This is a genomic window from Cryobacterium sp. W22_MBD10_FK3 (assembly GCF_052113745.1).
In the GTDB taxonomy this organism is placed as follows: Bacteria; Actinomycetota; Actinomycetes; order Actinomycetales; family Microbacteriaceae; genus Cryobacterium.
Genome location: NZ_JBGQOH010000001.1, coordinates 430,030 through 445,994, shown reverse-complemented (window position 1 = coordinate 445,994; position 15,965 = coordinate 430,030). Strand labels below are relative to the sequence as shown.

Annotated in this window: 16 protein-coding genes; 5 read left to right on the top strand and 11 right to left on the bottom strand. The window is 68.8% G+C overall.

The genetic code is table 11. The features are described 5' to 3' along the window. Positions 1-32: 32 nt before the first annotated feature. From ACEN2M_RS02080 to ACEN2M_RS02065, 4 genes are all read right to left on the bottom strand, one after another. Positions 33-704 carry a hypothetical protein gene (locus ACEN2M_RS02080; protein ID WP_441646448.1) on the bottom strand — a complete coding sequence of 224 codons (672 nt, stop codon included), beginning with the start codon at positions 702-704 and terminating at the stop codon, positions 33-35. A 121-nt stretch (positions 705-825) separates the two neighbouring features. Further along, positions 826-1,653 carry an EI24 domain-containing protein gene (locus tag ACEN2M_RS02075; RefSeq protein WP_441646447.1) on the bottom strand — a complete coding sequence of 276 codons (828 nt, stop codon included), beginning with the start codon at positions 1,651-1,653 and terminating at the stop codon, positions 826-828. A 56-nt stretch (positions 1,654-1,709) separates the two neighbouring features. Continuing rightward, the gene (locus ACEN2M_RS02070; RefSeq protein ID WP_441646446.1) at positions 1,710-2,015 is read right to left on the bottom strand and encodes a hypothetical protein; all 306 of its coding nucleotides are present in this window, start codon (positions 2,013-2,015) and stop codon (positions 1,710-1,712) included. 98 nt (positions 2,016-2,113) lie between these two features. Next, positions 2,114-3,121 (bottom strand): aldo/keto reductase, encoded by a 1,008-nt coding sequence (locus ACEN2M_RS02065; protein WP_441646445.1) that lies wholly within the window; start codon positions 3,119-3,121, stop codon positions 2,114-2,116. 197 nt (positions 3,122-3,318) lie between these two features. Between ACEN2M_RS02065 and ACEN2M_RS02060 the strand changes: the two genes are divergently transcribed. From ACEN2M_RS02060 to ACEN2M_RS02045, 4 genes are read left to right on the top strand one after another with little or no spacing between them, the layout of a single operon-like run. Then, complete coding sequence (locus ACEN2M_RS02060; RefSeq protein WP_441646444.1) at positions 3,319-3,801, top strand: single-stranded DNA-binding protein; 483 nt, start codon at positions 3,319-3,321, stop codon at positions 3,799-3,801. A 46-nt stretch (positions 3,802-3,847) separates the two neighbouring features. Further along, positions 3,848-4,360 (top strand): DUF6993 domain-containing protein, encoded by a 513-nt coding sequence (locus ACEN2M_RS02055; RefSeq protein ID WP_441646443.1) that lies wholly within the window; start codon positions 3,848-3,850, stop codon positions 4,358-4,360. Positions 4,361-4,365: 5 nt separating this feature from the next. Continuing rightward, positions 4,366-6,048 carry an energy-dependent translational throttle protein EttA gene (gene ettA / locus ACEN2M_RS02050; RefSeq protein ID WP_110127515.1) on the top strand — a complete coding sequence of 561 codons (1,683 nt, stop codon included), beginning with the start codon at positions 4,366-4,368 and terminating at the stop codon, positions 6,046-6,048. A gap of 8 nt (positions 6,049-6,056) precedes the next feature. Next, positions 6,057-6,557, top strand: a complete 501-nt coding sequence (locus ACEN2M_RS02045) for an acyl-CoA thioesterase (RefSeq protein ID WP_441646442.1) — start codon at positions 6,057-6,059, stop codon at positions 6,555-6,557. Positions 6,558-6,584: 27 nt separating this feature from the next. Here ACEN2M_RS02045 and ACEN2M_RS02040 read toward each other — a convergent pair whose 3' ends face one another. Then, positions 6,585-7,010, bottom strand: coding sequence for a ubiquinol-cytochrome c reductase iron-sulfur subunit (locus tag ACEN2M_RS02040; RefSeq protein WP_441646441.1), 426 nt, complete (start codon positions 7,008-7,010; stop codon positions 6,585-6,587). Between the two features lie 32 nt (positions 7,011-7,042). Next, on the bottom strand, positions 7,043-7,918 hold the full coding sequence (locus ACEN2M_RS02035; protein ID WP_441646440.1) for an acyl-CoA thioesterase: 876 nt from the start codon (positions 7,916-7,918) through the stop codon (positions 7,043-7,045). Positions 7,919-7,981: 63 nt separating this feature from the next. Between ACEN2M_RS02035 and ACEN2M_RS02030 the strand changes: the two genes are divergently transcribed. Beyond that, positions 7,982-8,659, top strand: a complete 678-nt coding sequence (locus ACEN2M_RS02030) for a hypothetical protein (protein WP_441646439.1) — start codon at positions 7,982-7,984, stop codon at positions 8,657-8,659. A 32-nt stretch (positions 8,660-8,691) separates the two neighbouring features. Here ACEN2M_RS02030 and ACEN2M_RS02025 read toward each other — a convergent pair whose 3' ends face one another. The 5 genes from ACEN2M_RS02025 to ACEN2M_RS02005 form a co-directional block, all read right to left on the bottom strand. Continuing rightward, positions 8,692-10,374, bottom strand: coding sequence for an FAD-binding dehydrogenase (locus ACEN2M_RS02025; protein ID WP_441646438.1), 1,683 nt, complete (start codon positions 10,372-10,374; stop codon positions 8,692-8,694). Between the two features lie 61 nt (positions 10,375-10,435). Then, the gene (locus ACEN2M_RS02020) at positions 10,436-10,936 is read right to left on the bottom strand and encodes a globin (RefSeq protein ID WP_441646437.1); all 501 of its coding nucleotides are present in this window, start codon (positions 10,934-10,936) and stop codon (positions 10,436-10,438) included. Beyond that, positions 10,929-12,362, bottom strand: a complete 1,434-nt coding sequence (locus ACEN2M_RS02015; protein ID WP_441646436.1) for a mechanosensitive ion channel family protein — start codon at positions 12,360-12,362, stop codon at positions 10,929-10,931. The genes ACEN2M_RS02020 and ACEN2M_RS02015 overlap by 8 nt, the downstream gene beginning before the upstream one ends. Positions 12,363-12,474: 112 nt before the next feature. Then, positions 12,475-15,018 carry an aminopeptidase N gene (pepN, locus tag ACEN2M_RS02010; protein ID WP_441646435.1) on the bottom strand — a complete coding sequence of 848 codons (2,544 nt, stop codon included), beginning with the start codon at positions 15,016-15,018 and terminating at the stop codon, positions 12,475-12,477. 174 nt (positions 15,019-15,192) lie between these two features. After that, positions 15,193-15,948, bottom strand: a complete 756-nt coding sequence (locus tag ACEN2M_RS02005; protein WP_441646434.1) for an exonuclease domain-containing protein — start codon at positions 15,946-15,948, stop codon at positions 15,193-15,195. Between the last annotated feature and the right edge of the window lie 17 nt (positions 15,949-15,965).

Genomic DNA, 15,965 nt, shown 5'->3' with positions numbered 1-15,965 from the left:
TCGAGAGCAGGCCGGCGTTTTCTGGGTGTGGGTTAGGGCGTGCCCAGCGGCGCCGGACGGACCTCGAGGGCCTGCACGTCGTCGAGGAGGCGCTGGGTCTCGGTGGACGGGGACGCAGCCGAGGGCGCGGCCGGGGCGGGGACGTACCCGAGCGGCTGCGCGGCCGGAATCTGGACGGGGGCTGCGGGAGTCGCGAACTGGTCGTGGTGCTGCTGCGCGACCCAGGCGTCCTGCTCGGCCAGGAGGTTCTTCTCGGTGGACGTGTTCTGGGACTTCCAGCGGTCGAGATCGCCCTGGAAGATCTTGCGCGCCCTGGACGGCTTGTTCTGCCAGTCGATGAGCCGGTCGCGGAACTCCACGAGTGCCGGCTCGAGCTGGTAGCCGAAGGTGGCCGAGGTGCGCTTGAGCTCGGACAGCTGGTGGGCAGCCCAATCGGCGGCGATGCTCGAACCCTTGATCGGCAGCAAGCGGATCTGGATGTCGGCCATGCCGACGGCGCGGTCGTTCATCACCTGCTCCTGCGGGGTCAGGGAGTTCCACACGGAGGCCTCGGTCGCGGCATCCACGATGGAGCCGATGGCCGCGGCCTTGAGCTCGCGGTCGTGCTGGGCGAGCAGGCGCGCAATCGCACCGCGCGCGATCCAGGACGCCAGGAGGCTGGCCACGATAATGGCGACGATCAGCACGACGGCGCTGAAAATCACGGGCTGGTTCCTGGTCGCTGAGAGCCAGGTTACGAAATCATTCCACCACTGCATGTGCCGAACGCTACCTCGTGCCCCGGCGCAACGGCGGCAACCGTGGCGGCGTGGCCGATACACGGTGTCAAACCGACCCTCCGGGCGGTGGGGCCGCCGGGCCGGGACCTCGGTCGAGGGCGTCGCGACTGAGCATGGCGGCGCCGGCGACGGCGGCCGGCATGGCGACGATCGCCAGGAACGGAACCAGGAAAAGCAGGTAGCACGCCGCCCCGAAACCGACGGCGATACCGCGGCGCGCCCGCAAGGCCCGGCGCCGCTCCCGCACGCTGAACCCGCGGGCGTCGAAGGCGAAACCGGTGAGTTCCACCGCCAGCAACCAGCCGCCGAAGAGTGCGCCGAACACGGCGACGGCGATGGGGCCCACCAACGGAATGAACCCGCAGACCAGCAGCAGCAGGCCAACACCGATGGCCGGCAGCAGCAGCCGGATACCGTCGCCGATGGCGCGGCCTGCGGAGCGCCAGAACCCGCGTTCCACGGCGGTGGGCGGGTTGCCGAGGGTGTTCTCGACCGCGCGCCAGATGCGCTCGTAGAACGGGTCGCCCACCACCAGGGTGACGGCGGTGAAGGTGTAGACCACGAGCAGGGCGGCCACGAGCACGAAGACCAGCGCCGCGGCCACCCGCGTGGTGAGGAGCACTGGATCGGCCCAGTCGTTGGCGAACGGGGTGGCCCAGATGACGATCGCATCGATGTTCGCGATGAGCAGCACGATGCCGACGAGGTAGACCGCGCCGACGGCCACCGCGGGGATCGCGCCGAGCAGCATCAGCTTCGGCGAGCTGATCCACATTCCGAACCCGCGCCCCAAGTAGCCCACCCCCGTCGCGAGGTCGTGCACCAACCCGCGCGGGGCCGGAACAGCGGGCACGGGATCGGGCTGGGGCAGCATCGTTTCAGCGTACCGGCGGTGACGAATCTGCGGGGGCGGCTCCGGGCCAAGGCGTGTCAGCGAAAACAGTCCGTCGCGTCGTCGATCCGCCAGAAGGCCCCCAGATCGATGCGCCGGGTGGGCATCACCAGTCGACGGGCGAGGTACCGTTCGCCGTCGGGATGCGTCTCGCGTTCGATGTGGCCGAGCACGGCACCGGATCGGTCCAGGACCCGCCAGAGGCCGTCGCGCACGGCTACCAGGCTGGGCCCCGTCGTTCGGGCGGCGCCGACGGCGTGGGCGAGGGTGACGGGTCGTGTGGAGCGTGGTGCGGCCGTGGTTCGTGCAGCGGTGGTTCCTACAGCCATGGTGAGGGTAGACATGGTGTGCTCCAATCCGGGGGCGGGGGCGGATGCCGTTGGCCTCACGGTAGAGCCGACCACCGACATTCGCCCCGCCCGCCCGGAGCCGGGGTGCCGGGCTAGTTCATGCCGGTACCGTGCACGGCGTACGGCTCGATGGCCGCGATCTCCGCGGCCTCGAGCCCGGGAGCCTCGAGCGCAGCCACGGTCTGTTCGAGCTGGCCGATGCTGCTGGCACCCACGAGCACGCTGGTGACCTGAGGTTGCCGCAGGATCCAGGTGACGGCGAGCTGGGCCAGGGTCTGCCCGCGGCCCGCGGCGATCGTGTTGAGGGCGCGGGCGCGCTCGAGGTAACTGGCGTTGAGTGAACTCTCGTTCAGGAACCGGCTCGTCGCGACGCGAGAGTCCGACGGCACGGAGCCGCCCAGGTACCGGTCGGTGAGCAGACCCTGGGCCAGCGGGGAGAAGACGATGCTGCCCATGCCGAGGTCGTCGAGCACCGGGAAGAGGCCGTCTTCGATGTGCCGGTCGAACATGGAGTACCGCGGCTGGTGGATGAGCAGCGGGATCTTGTGCTCGGCCAGGGCCGCGTAGGCGGCCACCGTCTGCTCTGGGCTGTAGTTGGAGATACCGGCGTACAGAGCCTTGCCCGACTGCACGGCCGTGGCCAGGGCGCCCATGGTCTCCTCGATGGGCGTCTCGGGGTCGGGGCGGTGGGAGTAGAAGATGTCGACGTAATCCAGGCCGAGGCGGCCGAGGCTCGCGTCCAGCGACGAGAGCAGGTACTTGCGCGAGCCGAAGTCGCCGTAGGGGCCCGCCCACATGTCGTAGCCGGCCTTGCTGGAGATGATCATTTCGTCGCGGTATGGGCGGAAGTCTTCGGCGAAGATGCGGCCGAAGTTGGTTTCGGCGGAGCCTGCAGGCGGGCCGTAGTTGTTGGCCAGGTCGAAGTGGGTCACACCAAGGTCGAAGGCCCGGCGCAGGATGCCGCGCTGGGTGTCGATGGGGCGTTCGTGTCCGAAGTTGTGCCACAACCCCAACGACAGTGCGGGGAGTTTCAGGCCACTGCGCCCGGTTCGGCGGTACGGCATCTCGGAATAGCGGTTCTCTGCGGCAGTGAAGGTCATGAACTCACTCTAGATCCGGGCCCCCTCCCCACCCGGGCAGAGGCCCGGGTTATCCACACCCGGGGTCGCCGCGGCCGAAGTCCGGCGCCGAGCGAACGAGGGTGGATGCAGCGCGGCCCGGGAACACGAACCCGGCACGAGGACTGCTCCCGGGCCGCGCCCATCCCAGCCAGCCTCGTGCCGCCCAGGAGAGTCCCATGACCGACACCATCGCCCTGACCGGAATCGTGGCCACAACTCCGCGCCACCTGGTGACCAGTTCCGGCTTGGCCATCACCTCATTCCGGCTGGCCTGCCGGCAACGACGCTTTGACCGGGCGAAGAACGCCTGGGTCGACGCCGACACCAACTGGTACACGGTCTCCAGCTTCCGGCAGCTCGCCCACAACGTGGAGCGGTCGGTGCACAAGGGTGAGCCGGTGCTCGTGACCGGGCGGCTGCGTATCCGGGACTGGGAGAACGAGGATCGGGCCGGCACCTCGGTTGAGGTGGAGGCCGATGCAGTGGGTCACAATCTCACCTGGGGAACCACAGCCCTGGTGCGGAGTGCACCGGCGGCGGCGGCCGAGCAGCGGGACGCCGATCCGGCCGGCGCGGGCGTCGCCGCGGAGTCCCCACTGGAATCCGAGGAGGCCGAACCTGAAACCGCTCGGGGCGGATCGGAAACACAGTCCGCTTAGACTCGACTTCTCGGTCGCAGCGTGCGACTGCGGGGGAGGACTACGCGTGGCCCGGATCTTGGACGCACCCGTGCGGCACAGCCGCAGAGCAACGACCGGGGCGGTGTTCCTGGTCCTCGGACTGAGCCTGGCCGGATGCACCGCATCCTCGGCGGGCCCCAGCACGCCGACGCCTTCGCCGACCGCATCCGTGACACCCAGCCCCACTCCCACGGAGGCGGCAGCGCCTGCTCTGGTGCCCGAGGGCGGCGCCACCGAGAACCTGCCGTATTTCGACGCTGTCATCACCGCGGCGCTGGCCGCCGACCCCACTGCCGCCGGTCGAAGCTACATCGACGCGCTGGTCGCCGCCGGTTTCGACAAGGCGGGCATGCAAGTGACCTCCGACACGACCACCAAGGGCGCACCGGCCGACTCCATCCAGTTCTCCGCGAACATCAACGGAGAGTGCCTGATTGGCCAGAACGGTCCGTCCTCCGGCGGCTACCAGAGCGTCGTCGCCCCCCTGCTCGCCACCGGAACGTGTCTCGTGGGAGCCACGCGCCAAATAGACTGGTAAACACTATGGCCGAATTCATTTACTCGATGGTGCGTGCGCGCAAAGCCATTGGAGACAAGCTCATCCTCGACGACGTCACGATGTCGTTCTTCCCCGGAGCCAAGATCGGCGTGGTGGGCCCCAACGGTGCCGGTAAGTCCACGATCCTGAAGATCATGGCCGGACTCGATACCCCGAGCAACGGTGAGGCCCGGCTGTCGCCCGGCTACTCCGTCGGCATCCTGATGCAGGAGCCGCAGCTCGACGAGACCAAGACCGTGCTGGAGAACGTGCAGGAAGGTGTTGGCCCGATCAAGGCCAAGGTCGACAGGTTCAACGAGATCAGTGCCGCGCTGGCCGAGCCCGACGCCGACTTCGACACCCTGCTCGAAGAGATGGGCACCCTGCAGGAAGAGATCGACGCTGCCGACGCCTGGGACCTCGACTCCCAGCTCGAACAGGCGATGGATGCCCTGCGCACCCCGCCGGGCGACTACTCGGTCGTCGACCTGTCCGGTGGTGAGAAGCGCCGCGTGGCGCTCTGCAAGCTGCTGCTGCAGAAGCCCGACCTGCTGCTCCTTGACGAACCGACTAACCACCTCGACGCCGAGAGCGTGCTCTGGCTCGAGCAGCACCTCGCCAAGTACCCCGGCGCCGTGCTCGCCGTGACCCACGACCGGTACTTCCTCGACCACGTGGCCGAGTGGATCGCCGAAATCGACCGCGGCCACCTGTACCCGTACGAGGGCAACTACTCCACCTACCTGGAGAAGAAGCAGGAGCGCCTGCAGGTGCAGGGCAAGAAGGACGCCAAGCTCTCCAAGCGCCTCGCTGAAGAACTCGACTGGGTGCGCTCCAACGCCAAGGGCCGTCAGGCCAAGTCGAAGGCCCGCCTGGCCCGGTACGAAGAGATGGTCAACGAGGCCGAGCGCGGACGCAAGCTCGACTTCGAAGACATCCAGATCCCCGTCGGCCCGCGCCTGGGCGCGCAGGTCATCGACGCCAAGAAGCTGAAGAAGGGCTTCGGCGACCGCGTGCTGGTGGAGGATCTCTCCTTCACCCTGCCCCGGAACGGCATCGTCGGCGTGATCGGCCCGAACGGTGTGGGTAAGACCACCCTGTTCAAGACCATCGTCGGCCTCGAACCGCTCGATGCCGGTGACCTGAAGATCGGCGAGACCGTCGACATCTCCTACGTCGACCAGTCCCGTGGCGGCATCGACCCGAACAAGTCGCTCTGGGAGGTCGTCTCGGACGGCCAGGACTACATCCAGGTCGGCAAGACCGAGGTGCCGTCCCGCGCCTACGTGTCCACCTTCGGTTTCAAGGGCCCCGACCAGCAGAAGAAGGCCGGGGTGCTTTCCGGTGGTGAGCGCAACCGCCTGAACCTGGCGCTCACGCTCAAGCAGGGCGGCAACCTGTTGCTGCTCGACGAACCGACTAACGACCTGGATGTGGAAACCCTCGGCTCGCTCGAGAACGCGTTGCTGGAATTCCCCGGTTGCGCCGTGGTCATCACCCACGACCGGTGGTTCCTCGACCGCATCGCCACGCACATCCTCTCCTACGAGGGAACGGCGGAAGAACCGGGCAACTGGTACTGGTTCGAGGGCAACTTCGAGTCCTACGAGCAGAACAAGATCGAGCGGCTCGGCCCGGACGCGGCCAAGCCGCACCGGTCCGCGTACCGCAAACTGACGCGCGACTAGGAACCCCCATGCGGCTACACGTTCCCATCCGGCTGCGCTGGTCGGACCTCGACGCGTACGCCCACGTCAACAACGCCGAGATGCTGCGCCTCCTCGAGGAGGCGCGCATCCAGGCGTTCTGGGTGAATGACGAAGCTGACGGCACCGATGCTGGCGCCCCCGGCGCCCACCCGGTCGGCGCGAGCACTGCGGTGCTCGACGGCCGGCCGGGCGCGGCGACGCTCACCCTGATCGCGCGCCTGGAGATCGAATACCTGGCACCGATCCCGTACCTGCGGGCGCCGATCGACATCCAGTTGTGGATCGGTAAGCTCGGCGGCGCCAGCCTCGACGTGTGTTACGAGGTCTACGGACCGACCGAGAACGGCAGCGCGACACTGTACGCGCGAGCGACCACCACGATCGTGCTGGTGGATGCCGCGACCGAACGCCCCCGCAAGATCAACGAGCTCGAACGAGCAGCCTGGACCCCGTACCTGGAGCCGACGATCGCCTTCACCCGCAAGTAACTCGCCGCGGGCGTGACCGGGGCCTGGCTAGCCGGCGAGGACCCTGTCGCCGTCAAGGGCGACCTTCACCGCCGGCAGCGGCTCGGTGGCCGGTCCCTTGAGAACAGCGCCGGTGGCCGTGTCGAAGAGCGACTGGTGGCAGGGGCAGTTCAGGCCCGTCTTCTCCGGGACCACGATGCAGCCCTGATGGGTGCAGATGGCGCTGAACGCCACGACCTCACCGGCGGTGGGCTGCGACACGATGATCTGCGACCCGTCGAACATCACCGCGACCGCGCCTCCGACCGGAATGTCGGCCAGGGCGGCGACCTCGGTGGGCGCGGTGGTGCCGGTATCGGTGTCCGGGCCCGTTCCGGTGTCGCTCGGAGCGCACGCGGCCAGGGCGAGGGCTGCGGTGCCCGCGCCGCCGGCCAGGAGCAGGGCGCGGCGGGTGACGTCAGCGGATGTGGTCATCATTCTCCAACTCGGTGGCGGACGGGCGGGGCCTAGTCGCGGGGCGTGGGCACCCGCACCATGCCCTCTTGGGCCACGGTCGCGAGCAGCAGGCCCTCACGACTGTAGATGCTGCCGGTGGACAGGCCGCGGCCGCCCTGGGCAGAGGGGGAGTCCTGCACGTACAGCATCCACTCGTCGACCCGGCCGAAGCGGTGCCACCACATGGCGTGGTCGAGGCTGGCGACCTTGAGGCCGGGTGTCGCCCAGGGCAGGCCGTGCCGGCGCATGACGGGTTCCATGATCGAGTAGTCGCTCACGTACGCCAGTGCCGCGCGGTGCAGGTCGGGATCGTCGGGGATGGGCTCGAAGGTCTTCATCCAGATCATCTGCTTGCTGGTGTGCTCGCCGTCCACGCTCAGGTAGATCGACGAGGGCACGTGGCGCATGTCGAACGGGCGGTCGTTCGCCCAGGCACGCGCGAAGTCATGGTCGATGTGTCCGAGGGTCTCCGCCGTGGTCGGCAGCGATTCGGGGTCGGGCAGATCGGTCGGCATCTCGATGTGATGCTCGAGGCCCTCGTCGAGGTCCTGGAACGACGCGATCATCGAGAGGATCGGCACCCCGTTCTGGTAGGCCTGGGTGCGGCGGGTGGAGAACGAGCGACCGTCGTGGATGCGATCGACCGAGAACGTGATCGGATGGTTGACGTCGCCGGGGCGCAGGAAGTAGCCGTGCATCGAGTGCACGTGACGCTCGTCCGGCACGGTGCGCATGGCGGCCACCAGCGACTGCGCGAGCACCTGGCCGCCGAAGACCCGGCCCTGCGGCATCCACTGCGACGGCCCGGTGAAGATGTCTTCACTGGTGCGGGCACCGGTGTCGGTCAGGTCGAGAGCGGCCAGAAGACCCTCCAGCGGTGCGTGCATGCTGCCTCCTTGTTCGAGCTCGGGTCCGTGGACACCGACGTACTTTGGTAGTTTAGACAGCAGATGAGCCAGTCATTTTCCCTCTCAGATTCCCTGTCCCTCGGCGACCTCCAGGTCTACCTTTCGCGCGCCAGCCGAGTTGAGGACGGATCGGTGCGGCTCGTCTCCGCGGCGGGGGTTCTGGCCGTGTACACCGCGATCCTGTATCCGCGTGGCCTGCTCGATTCCAGCCCGACCGTGCTGGGCCTGCGCACCTTCGCCCTCACCGAACCTGTCGACCTCGACGTCGTCGTTCCGGTGCGCTCGCTGCTCGACCGGCTGGCGCGGCTCGAGGCCGCGGTGACGGATGCGACGGCCCCGGTGACCGTCACGGTGCCGCTGCAGGTGTCCTCGGTCACCTGGGCGGGGATCAGCCCGCCTCGTGGCGGCTGGAAGTCTCAGGGCAGTGCTTCCGCGGCCGTGCTCGAGGCCGCCGCTCGGGAGGGGATCGCCGAGGTCGCCGCCGTCATTCCCACCGGCACCGGAGAACAGATCGTGCAGCGGGTACGCTCCGAGGTCTGGGGTCGCCCGATCGAGGCGCTGGACTTCGTGCCGTCCGGGGCCGGGTTCGCCGCGGTGAGCCTGGGGTTCCTGTCGGCGGATGAGCCGGTGCAGCTCTTCGAGACCGGCCCGTGGACGCGGCTGAGCACCGCCCGCGGCCACATCCTGGTGCGGCGGAAGCCCTGGAGCCTGCGCGCCTGACCCACCCGCCGACCTCTCGAGCGGCCGGAGCCTCACAAGGCCGCGGCCACCGCCCGGCCGGCGGTGCGACCGGTGAACAGGCAGCCGCCGAGGAAGGTACCCTCCAGCGAACGGTAGCCGTGCATACCTCCGCCGCCGAACCCGGACGCCTCCCCGGCCGCGTACAGCCCGGGAACGGGTTGACCGTCGGCGCCGAGCGCCCGGGCCGAGAGATCGGTTTCGATGCCGCCGAGGCTCTTGCGGGTGAGCAGGTGCAGCTTCACCGCGATCAACGGCCCGTTCTGGCGATCGAGCAGCTCGTGCGGACTGGCCACCCTGATGAGCTTGTCGCCCCGGTAATGCCTGGCCTGCCGGATCGCGTTGATCTGGGCATCCTTGCTGAAGTCGTTGTCGAGCTCACGATCCCTGGCCAGCACCTCACGCTCGACGCGCGCCGCGTCGATGCGCACCTCGGGGGAGCGCTGTTGCATGCCCGCGATCAGTTGATGCAGGGTGTCCGCCACCACGAAGTCCTCGCCCTTGGCCTTGAACGCCTCCACCGGGCCGGGTGCGCCCGGGGTGACCCGTTTGGCGAGCAGGCGCAGGTCTTTGCCGGTGAGGTCCGGATTCTGTTCGCTGCCCGAGAGGGCGAACTCCTTCTCGATGATCTTCTGGGTGAGGACGAACCAGCTGTGTTCGTAGCCCGTCTTGAGCAGGTGCTCCATCGTGCCGAGGGTGTCGAAGCCGGGGAACAACGGTGCCGGCAGCCGTTTGCCGGTGGCGTCCAGCCAGAGCGACGACGGGCCGGGCAGGATGCGGATGCCGTGTCTGGCCCACACCGGATCCCAGTTGACGATGCCCTCGGTGTAGTGCCACATGCGGTCACCGTTGATCAGGCGGGCGCCTGCCGCCCCGGTGATCGCGAGCATGCGACCGTCGACGTGGGCGGGGACGCCGGAGAGCAGCCTGGTGGGGGCCGGTCCCAACCGGGCCGGCCATTGGGCGCGCACGAGGTCGTGGTTGCCGCCGATGCCGCCGCTGGTGACGATGACAGCCGAGGCCCGCAACTCGAATTCGCCGACCTGCTCCCGGCTGCTCGGCTGCCCCCGACCGGCAGAGCTCTGGGCAAGCAGACTGCCCCGCACCCCGACCACGGTGCCGTCGTCGAGGAGCAACTCGTCGACCTGGTGCCTGTGCAGGGCCGTGACCAGGCCCGCGCGCACCCCGTCGCGCACCCTGGCGATGAACGGTTCCACGATCGCCGGCCCGGTGCCCCACACGATGTGGAAGCGCGGCACCGAGTTGCCGTGCTGCAGGGCGGTGTACCCGCCCCGCTCGGCCCACCCGACGACGGGGAAGAACGACACCCCACGCTCTTTCAACCAGGACCGCTTGTCGCCGGCGGCGAAGTTCAGATACGCCTCGGCCCAGCGGGTGGGCCAGTAGTCCTCGGCCCGATCGAACCCGGCGCTCGCGAACCAGTCCTGCCTGGCGAGCTCCAACGAATCCTTGACGCCCATGCGTCGTTGCTCGGGGGAGTCCACCAGAAACAGGCCCCCGAACGACCACCAGGCCTGACCGCCCAGCGAGGCGGCGGGCTCCTGCTCCACGAGCAGCACCCGCTTGCCCGCATCCACGAGCTCGGCCGTGGCCACCAGGCCGGCCAGGCCGGCGCCCACGACGATCACGTCGGCGGAGTTCGGCTGTGCGGGCAGGCCGGGGCGGGTTGGGCTCATGGTGACTCCATTGTCAGTGAGGGGCAATCGGTGTGGCGACGCGGATGGCGCGGATGAGCCGTTATTCGTCGAAGGTGTTGACCATAGCGTGCGCCGCCCGCTCGAGGTAGTCCCAGAGTGTGGTGCGCTGCAGCGGAGGCAGGTCACAGGAGTCCACGGCGGCCCTCATGTGCAGCAGCCAGCGGTCACGGGCATCCGGATTGACCTTGAACGGCTGGTGGCGCTGACGCAGCCGAGGATGGCCGCGTTGCTCGCTGTAGCTGCCTGGTCCGCCCCAGTACTGCTCGAGGAACCCGGTGAGCCGTTCGGCCGCCGGCCCGAGATCCTCCTCGGGATACATGGGCTTGAGCACCGGGTCGCCGGCAACGCCGCGGTAGAACTCGGCGACCAGCTTCTCGAAGAACGGCCGGCCGCCCACCTCCTGATAGAACGACGGGCCGAGGGCGGCGCCGTTCTCACCCGAGCGCAGGTGCACACCGGACGGCCCGGTGGCGGGGATGAGGACAGGTCCCTGGGCGGATGCGGGCCGGGTGGCCGGCTCGGCGGGCTGCGGATCAGTCATGGGTGTCTCCATCGTCGGGCGTGGCCGGCTTGGCGGGCGGGTCGGTCTTCGGGCCGGGCTGCTTGTCGGTGGGGCGGGTGCGGGGCTTGGCCGGCTGCTTGGCGGCCGGCGCTGTGGCCGGCGCTGGGGCTGCCGGCGGGGCGGCCGCCGGGGTGCCGGAGTCGACCGGTGCGTCAGGCGCGGCCGGTGCGTCCGAGAACGCCGGCGCCGCATCCTGCACCGGCAGGTGCACGGTGCGGGGTGAGCGAGGCGCCTGGTTGCGGGCGATCGACGGGATGCGGGTGGTGGGGCGCGCGGTGGCATCGGCGGCCTGCGGCGCGGCGGGCGATACGGCCGGTGCGGCCGAGGCAGTTGGTGCTTTGGCGGCGCGCGGCGCGGCCGGGTGCGCGGCGGCGGGGGCCGGAGCTGCGGCGGCGGCGGCGGCCTCCGCGGCCTTCATGGCCCGGGTCTTGCGCGCCTTCTTGACCGGCGGGGCGATCACCGGAAGCGGGGTGGTGCGCGGCGGGCGGGCACCCTGCACGCTTGCGGCACCCTCGAATCCGGTCAGAACGATGCTGGTCAGCGACGGCAGCTGCACGTCCATGGCGTCCAGCGCCTTCTTGAGCCGCAGGCGCAGCTCGCGCGCCACGTCGTCCTTGGCCGTGGTGCGGGTCTTGATCACGATGCGGATGACGATGGCCTCTTCGGCGATCGACTCGATGCCCCAGATCTCGGGCTTCTCGAGCACCCGGGAACGCCACTTGGTGTTGGTGGCCATCTCCACGGCAACGCGAAGCATCTCGGCCTGCACGGCGTCGACGTCGGTCTTGTACGGCACGGCCAGGTCGATGATCACCCGGGCCCAGCCCTGCGACATGTTGCCCACCCGCAGGATCTCGCCGTTACGCACGAACCAGAGGGTGCCGTTCACGTCGCGCACCTGGGTGATGCGAATACCGACGGCTTCGACGACGCCGGTCGCCGGGCCCAGGTCCACCACGTCGCCGACGCCGAGCTGATCCTCCATCACCATGAACAGGCCGTTCAGAACGTCCTTGACGATGTTCTGGGCGCCGAAACCGAGGCCGGCACCGAGCGCGGCGGTGAGCAGGGCGAACGAGGTGAGGATGTTCGGATCGATCACGGTCACGATGAGCAGGATCGCGATCACCACAACCAGCACATTCACGATATTCGTGAGCACAGAACCCAGTGTGCGGGTGCGCTGCACGGTTCGCACGGCGGATACCGGCGAGACGTTCAGAGCCTGCGTGTCGTCAACGTTCTGGGTCTTCTTGACTCCGGACACGATCTGGTTCACGACGCGATGGATGGCGAAAAGCAGCACCCAACGCGCCACGAGCGCGAAGATGATGATGAATGCGACTCTGATGATTTTCCATCCCAGAATCAGGTTGACTGTCGTCCAAAATGTGTCCCATGTCATAGCCCGGCCAGTCTACCGAGCGCTTGCCCGGCGCTTCCTGAGACGACGACGGCGCCGCCCGAATCGAACAGATTTCGGGGCGGCGCCGTCGTGGTACTTCCGGTGGTGCTGGCTACTCCTGGTCGCGGGCCTGCACGCGCAGGCTCCGCTCCACGCCGGCCAGGTTCTCCACCACGAGCCGGCGAAGCGCCGCGGGCTCGGGGTTGGCGTCCAGCCAGGCGCGCGTCGCGTCGACCAGGGCCTGGTTCGACAGCGGCGACGGGTAGAGACCCACGATGAGCTTCTCCGCGATGGAGTAGCTGCGCTCGGCCCAGACCTTCTGCAGCACGTCGAAGTACTGGCCGACGAACGGCTCGAGCAGGCGCGTGTCGTGCGCGCGCAGGAACCCGGCGGCGGTGACCCGCACGATGGTGTTCGGTGCGGTGTCCACGTCGATCAGCGACGACCAGGCGGCCTGCTTGCCCTCGACGGTCGGGATCGCGGCGCGCGCGTTCGCTGCCGACTGGGCGCCGGTGGCGGTGTTGTCGGCGGCCAGGGCGGCGGCGATCTCAGCCTCACCCGCTTCTCCGCCGGCCACCAGTGCCGCGAGAAGCTCCCAGCTGAGGTCGGTGTCGATCGTCAGGCCGGGCAGGGCGAACGCTCCTGTGCGGAGGCCCGCGACGGCGGCCAGCTGCGCCGGCGTCTCGGCGACCGAGGCGAAGAACTTGACGAACTGGAACTGCGCATCGCTGCCGGCCTCTGCGCCCTGGGCGAGGGCCCAGAGTGCATCGCCGACCGCCGCGACGGTGGCATCGCGGTGCTCGGGCGCCACGTAGTACTGCGCGGCGAGGGACACCTGGCCCAGCACGGTGCGGAGCGTGGTGGACTCGGTCTCGGTGGCGATGTTGCCCAGCACCAGCTTCACGAAGTCGCGCGGGGAGGTCTCCGCGTCGCGGGTCGCGTCCCAGACGGAACCCCAGACCAGCGAGCGGGCCAGCGGGCTCTCGATGGCCGCGAGGTGCTCGAGCGCCACGGCGTGCGAGGCCGGGTCCAGGCGCACCTTGGCGTAGGCGAGGTCATCGTCGTTGAGCAGGATCAGGTCGGCGCGGGTGCGGCCGACGAGCTCCGGGACATCCGTCTGCGCGCCATCGACGTCGAGTTCGACGCGGTGGGTGCGCACCAGGGCGCCGTCGACCAGGTCGTAGAACCCGATCGCCAGACGGTGCGGGCGGATGGTGGGGTAGTCCTCCGTGGCACTCTGCAGCACCGCGAACGCGGTGATGACACCGGCCTCGTCGACCTCGATCTGCGGGCGCAGCGTGTTGACGCCGGCGGTTTCGAGCCACAGGGCGGCCCAGCCGGACAGGTCCCGGCCGCTGGCAGCCTCGAGCTCGACGAGCAGGTCGGAGAGCTCCGTGTTGCCCCAGGCGTGCTTCTTGAAGTACGAGGCCACGCCGGTGAAGAACGCATCGATGCCCACCCAGGCGACCAGCTGCTTGAGCACCGAACCGCCCTTGGCGTAGGTGATGCCGTCGAAGTTCACCTGCACGTCTTCGAGGTCGGTGATGGTGGCGACCACGGGGTGGGTGGAGGGCAGCTGGTCCTGGCGGTAGGCCCAGCTCTTCTCCATCGCCGCGAAGGTGGTCCACGCTTCGGTCCACTCGGTGGCCTCTGCGGTGGCGATGGTCGACGCCCACTCAGCGAACGACTCGTTCAACCACAGGTCGTTCCACCACTTCATGGTGACCAGGTCGCCGAACCACATGTGCGCCAGCTCGTGCAGGATCGTGACGACGCGGCGTTCCTTGATCGCGTCGGTGACCTTGGAGCGGAAGACGTAGGTTTCGGTGAACGTGACAGCGCCCGCGTTCTCCATCGCTCCGGCGTTGAACTCCGGCACGAACATCTGGTCGTACTTGTCGAACGGGTACGGGAAGTCGAACTTGTCCTCGTAGTAGGCGAAGCCCTGACGGGTCTTCTCGAAGATGTAGTCGGCGTCCAGGTACTCGAACAGGCTCTTGCGGCTGAACAGGCCCAGCGGAATGATGCGGCCGTCGCTGGAGGTGAGCTCGCTCCGCACCACGGCGTACGGGCCTGCCACCAGTGCGGTGATGTAGCTGGACATGGTGTGGGTGGGCTCGAACGCCCAGGTCTTGTTGCCGTTGCCGGCATCCGTGGGCTCGGGCGTGGCCGAGTTGGAGATGACCTCCCAGGCGCCGGGCGCGGTGACGGTGAAGCTGAAGACGGCCTTGAGGTCGGGCTGCTCGAACACGGCGAAGACGCGGCGGGAGTCGGGCACCTCGAACTGGCTGTAGAGGTAGACCTCGTTGTCGACGGGGTCGACGAAGCGGTGCAGGCCTTCACCGGTGTTCGTGTACGCGGCGTCGGCGACGACGGTGAGCACGTTCTCGGCGGCGAGTCCGTCGAGTTGGATGCGGATGCCGTCGCTGACGACGGCCGGGTCGAGCTCGGCGCCGTTGAGGGTGACGCTGTGCACGTTCTCGGTGATCGCGTCGATGAAGGTCGAGCTGCCGGCCACGGCGCTGAAGACGACCGTGGTGGTGCTGGCGAAGGTCGTGGGGCCCGTCGTCAGGTCTAGGGTGACGTCATAGCTGGTCACGCTGACGAGCGCCTTGCGCTCCTGGGCTTCGATCCTGGTGAGGTTTTCTCCGGGCAACGGTTTCTCCATCTTCGTTTCGCGCGGGCGCTTCTGGCGCAGTTCGCATAGAGAACCAGCCTAGCCACGGTGGCGGCGCCGGAGCGCCCGATTGTGCCGCCGGCCCGACAACGAGCCCGGATACCGGGCGGACGCCGACCTGCGCCAGCACGTCTTCGCGGGGGTGAGCGCCGGTTAGACCGGGGGAGTGACCAGCACCGGCGCTGCCGTGGCCCGGTCTGCGCCGATGCGGATCGGCCAGGCTCCGTCGATGACGATCAGGTCGTCACCCTTGGACTTCCGCAGATAGGCCTGGAAGCTCTCGGCCTGCTCGAGCGCCCAGCCGACCTGGCGGTCGTGCAGTGCGTGCAGGTGGGTCTCTTCGGTCTTGGCCAGCAGCGCCCAGGCCACCCGGCCGGTGGCCACGGCATCCGCTTCGGCGTCGTGGGCGCCTTCGAGCAGCACACCGTAGTACTCGGCGGTAGCCACCAGGGTGCGCTTGCCCTTGCGGTAGCGGTCGATGGCCTTGTCGATCACGTAGGGGTCGAGCACAGGGCCGAAGTCCGCGATGGGTTCGAGGCCGTAGCGGCGGGCCTCGGCGTTGAGCATGGACAGGTCGAAGCTGGCGTTGTAGGCCACGATCGGCCGGCCGCCCTCGATGCTGCGGCGCAGCACCGTGAGCATCTCGGCGATGGCGGTGGCCGGGTCGACGCCGTCACGCTGGGCGACCTCGTCGGTGATGCCGTGGATGGCGGAGGCGCCCTCGGGGATGGGGATGCCCGGGTTGACCAGCCAGCTGTATGAGCCGTTGACCTGCCCGTCGCGCATGACCCGGCCGATGAAGCAGGTGACGATGCGGTCCGAGTCGGTGTTGACCCCGGTGGTCTCCAGGTCGAACACACAGAGCGACGGAATGTCGGCGATGGCGAGGTGCACGGTTGATGTCTCCACGCTCAAAACCATAACGG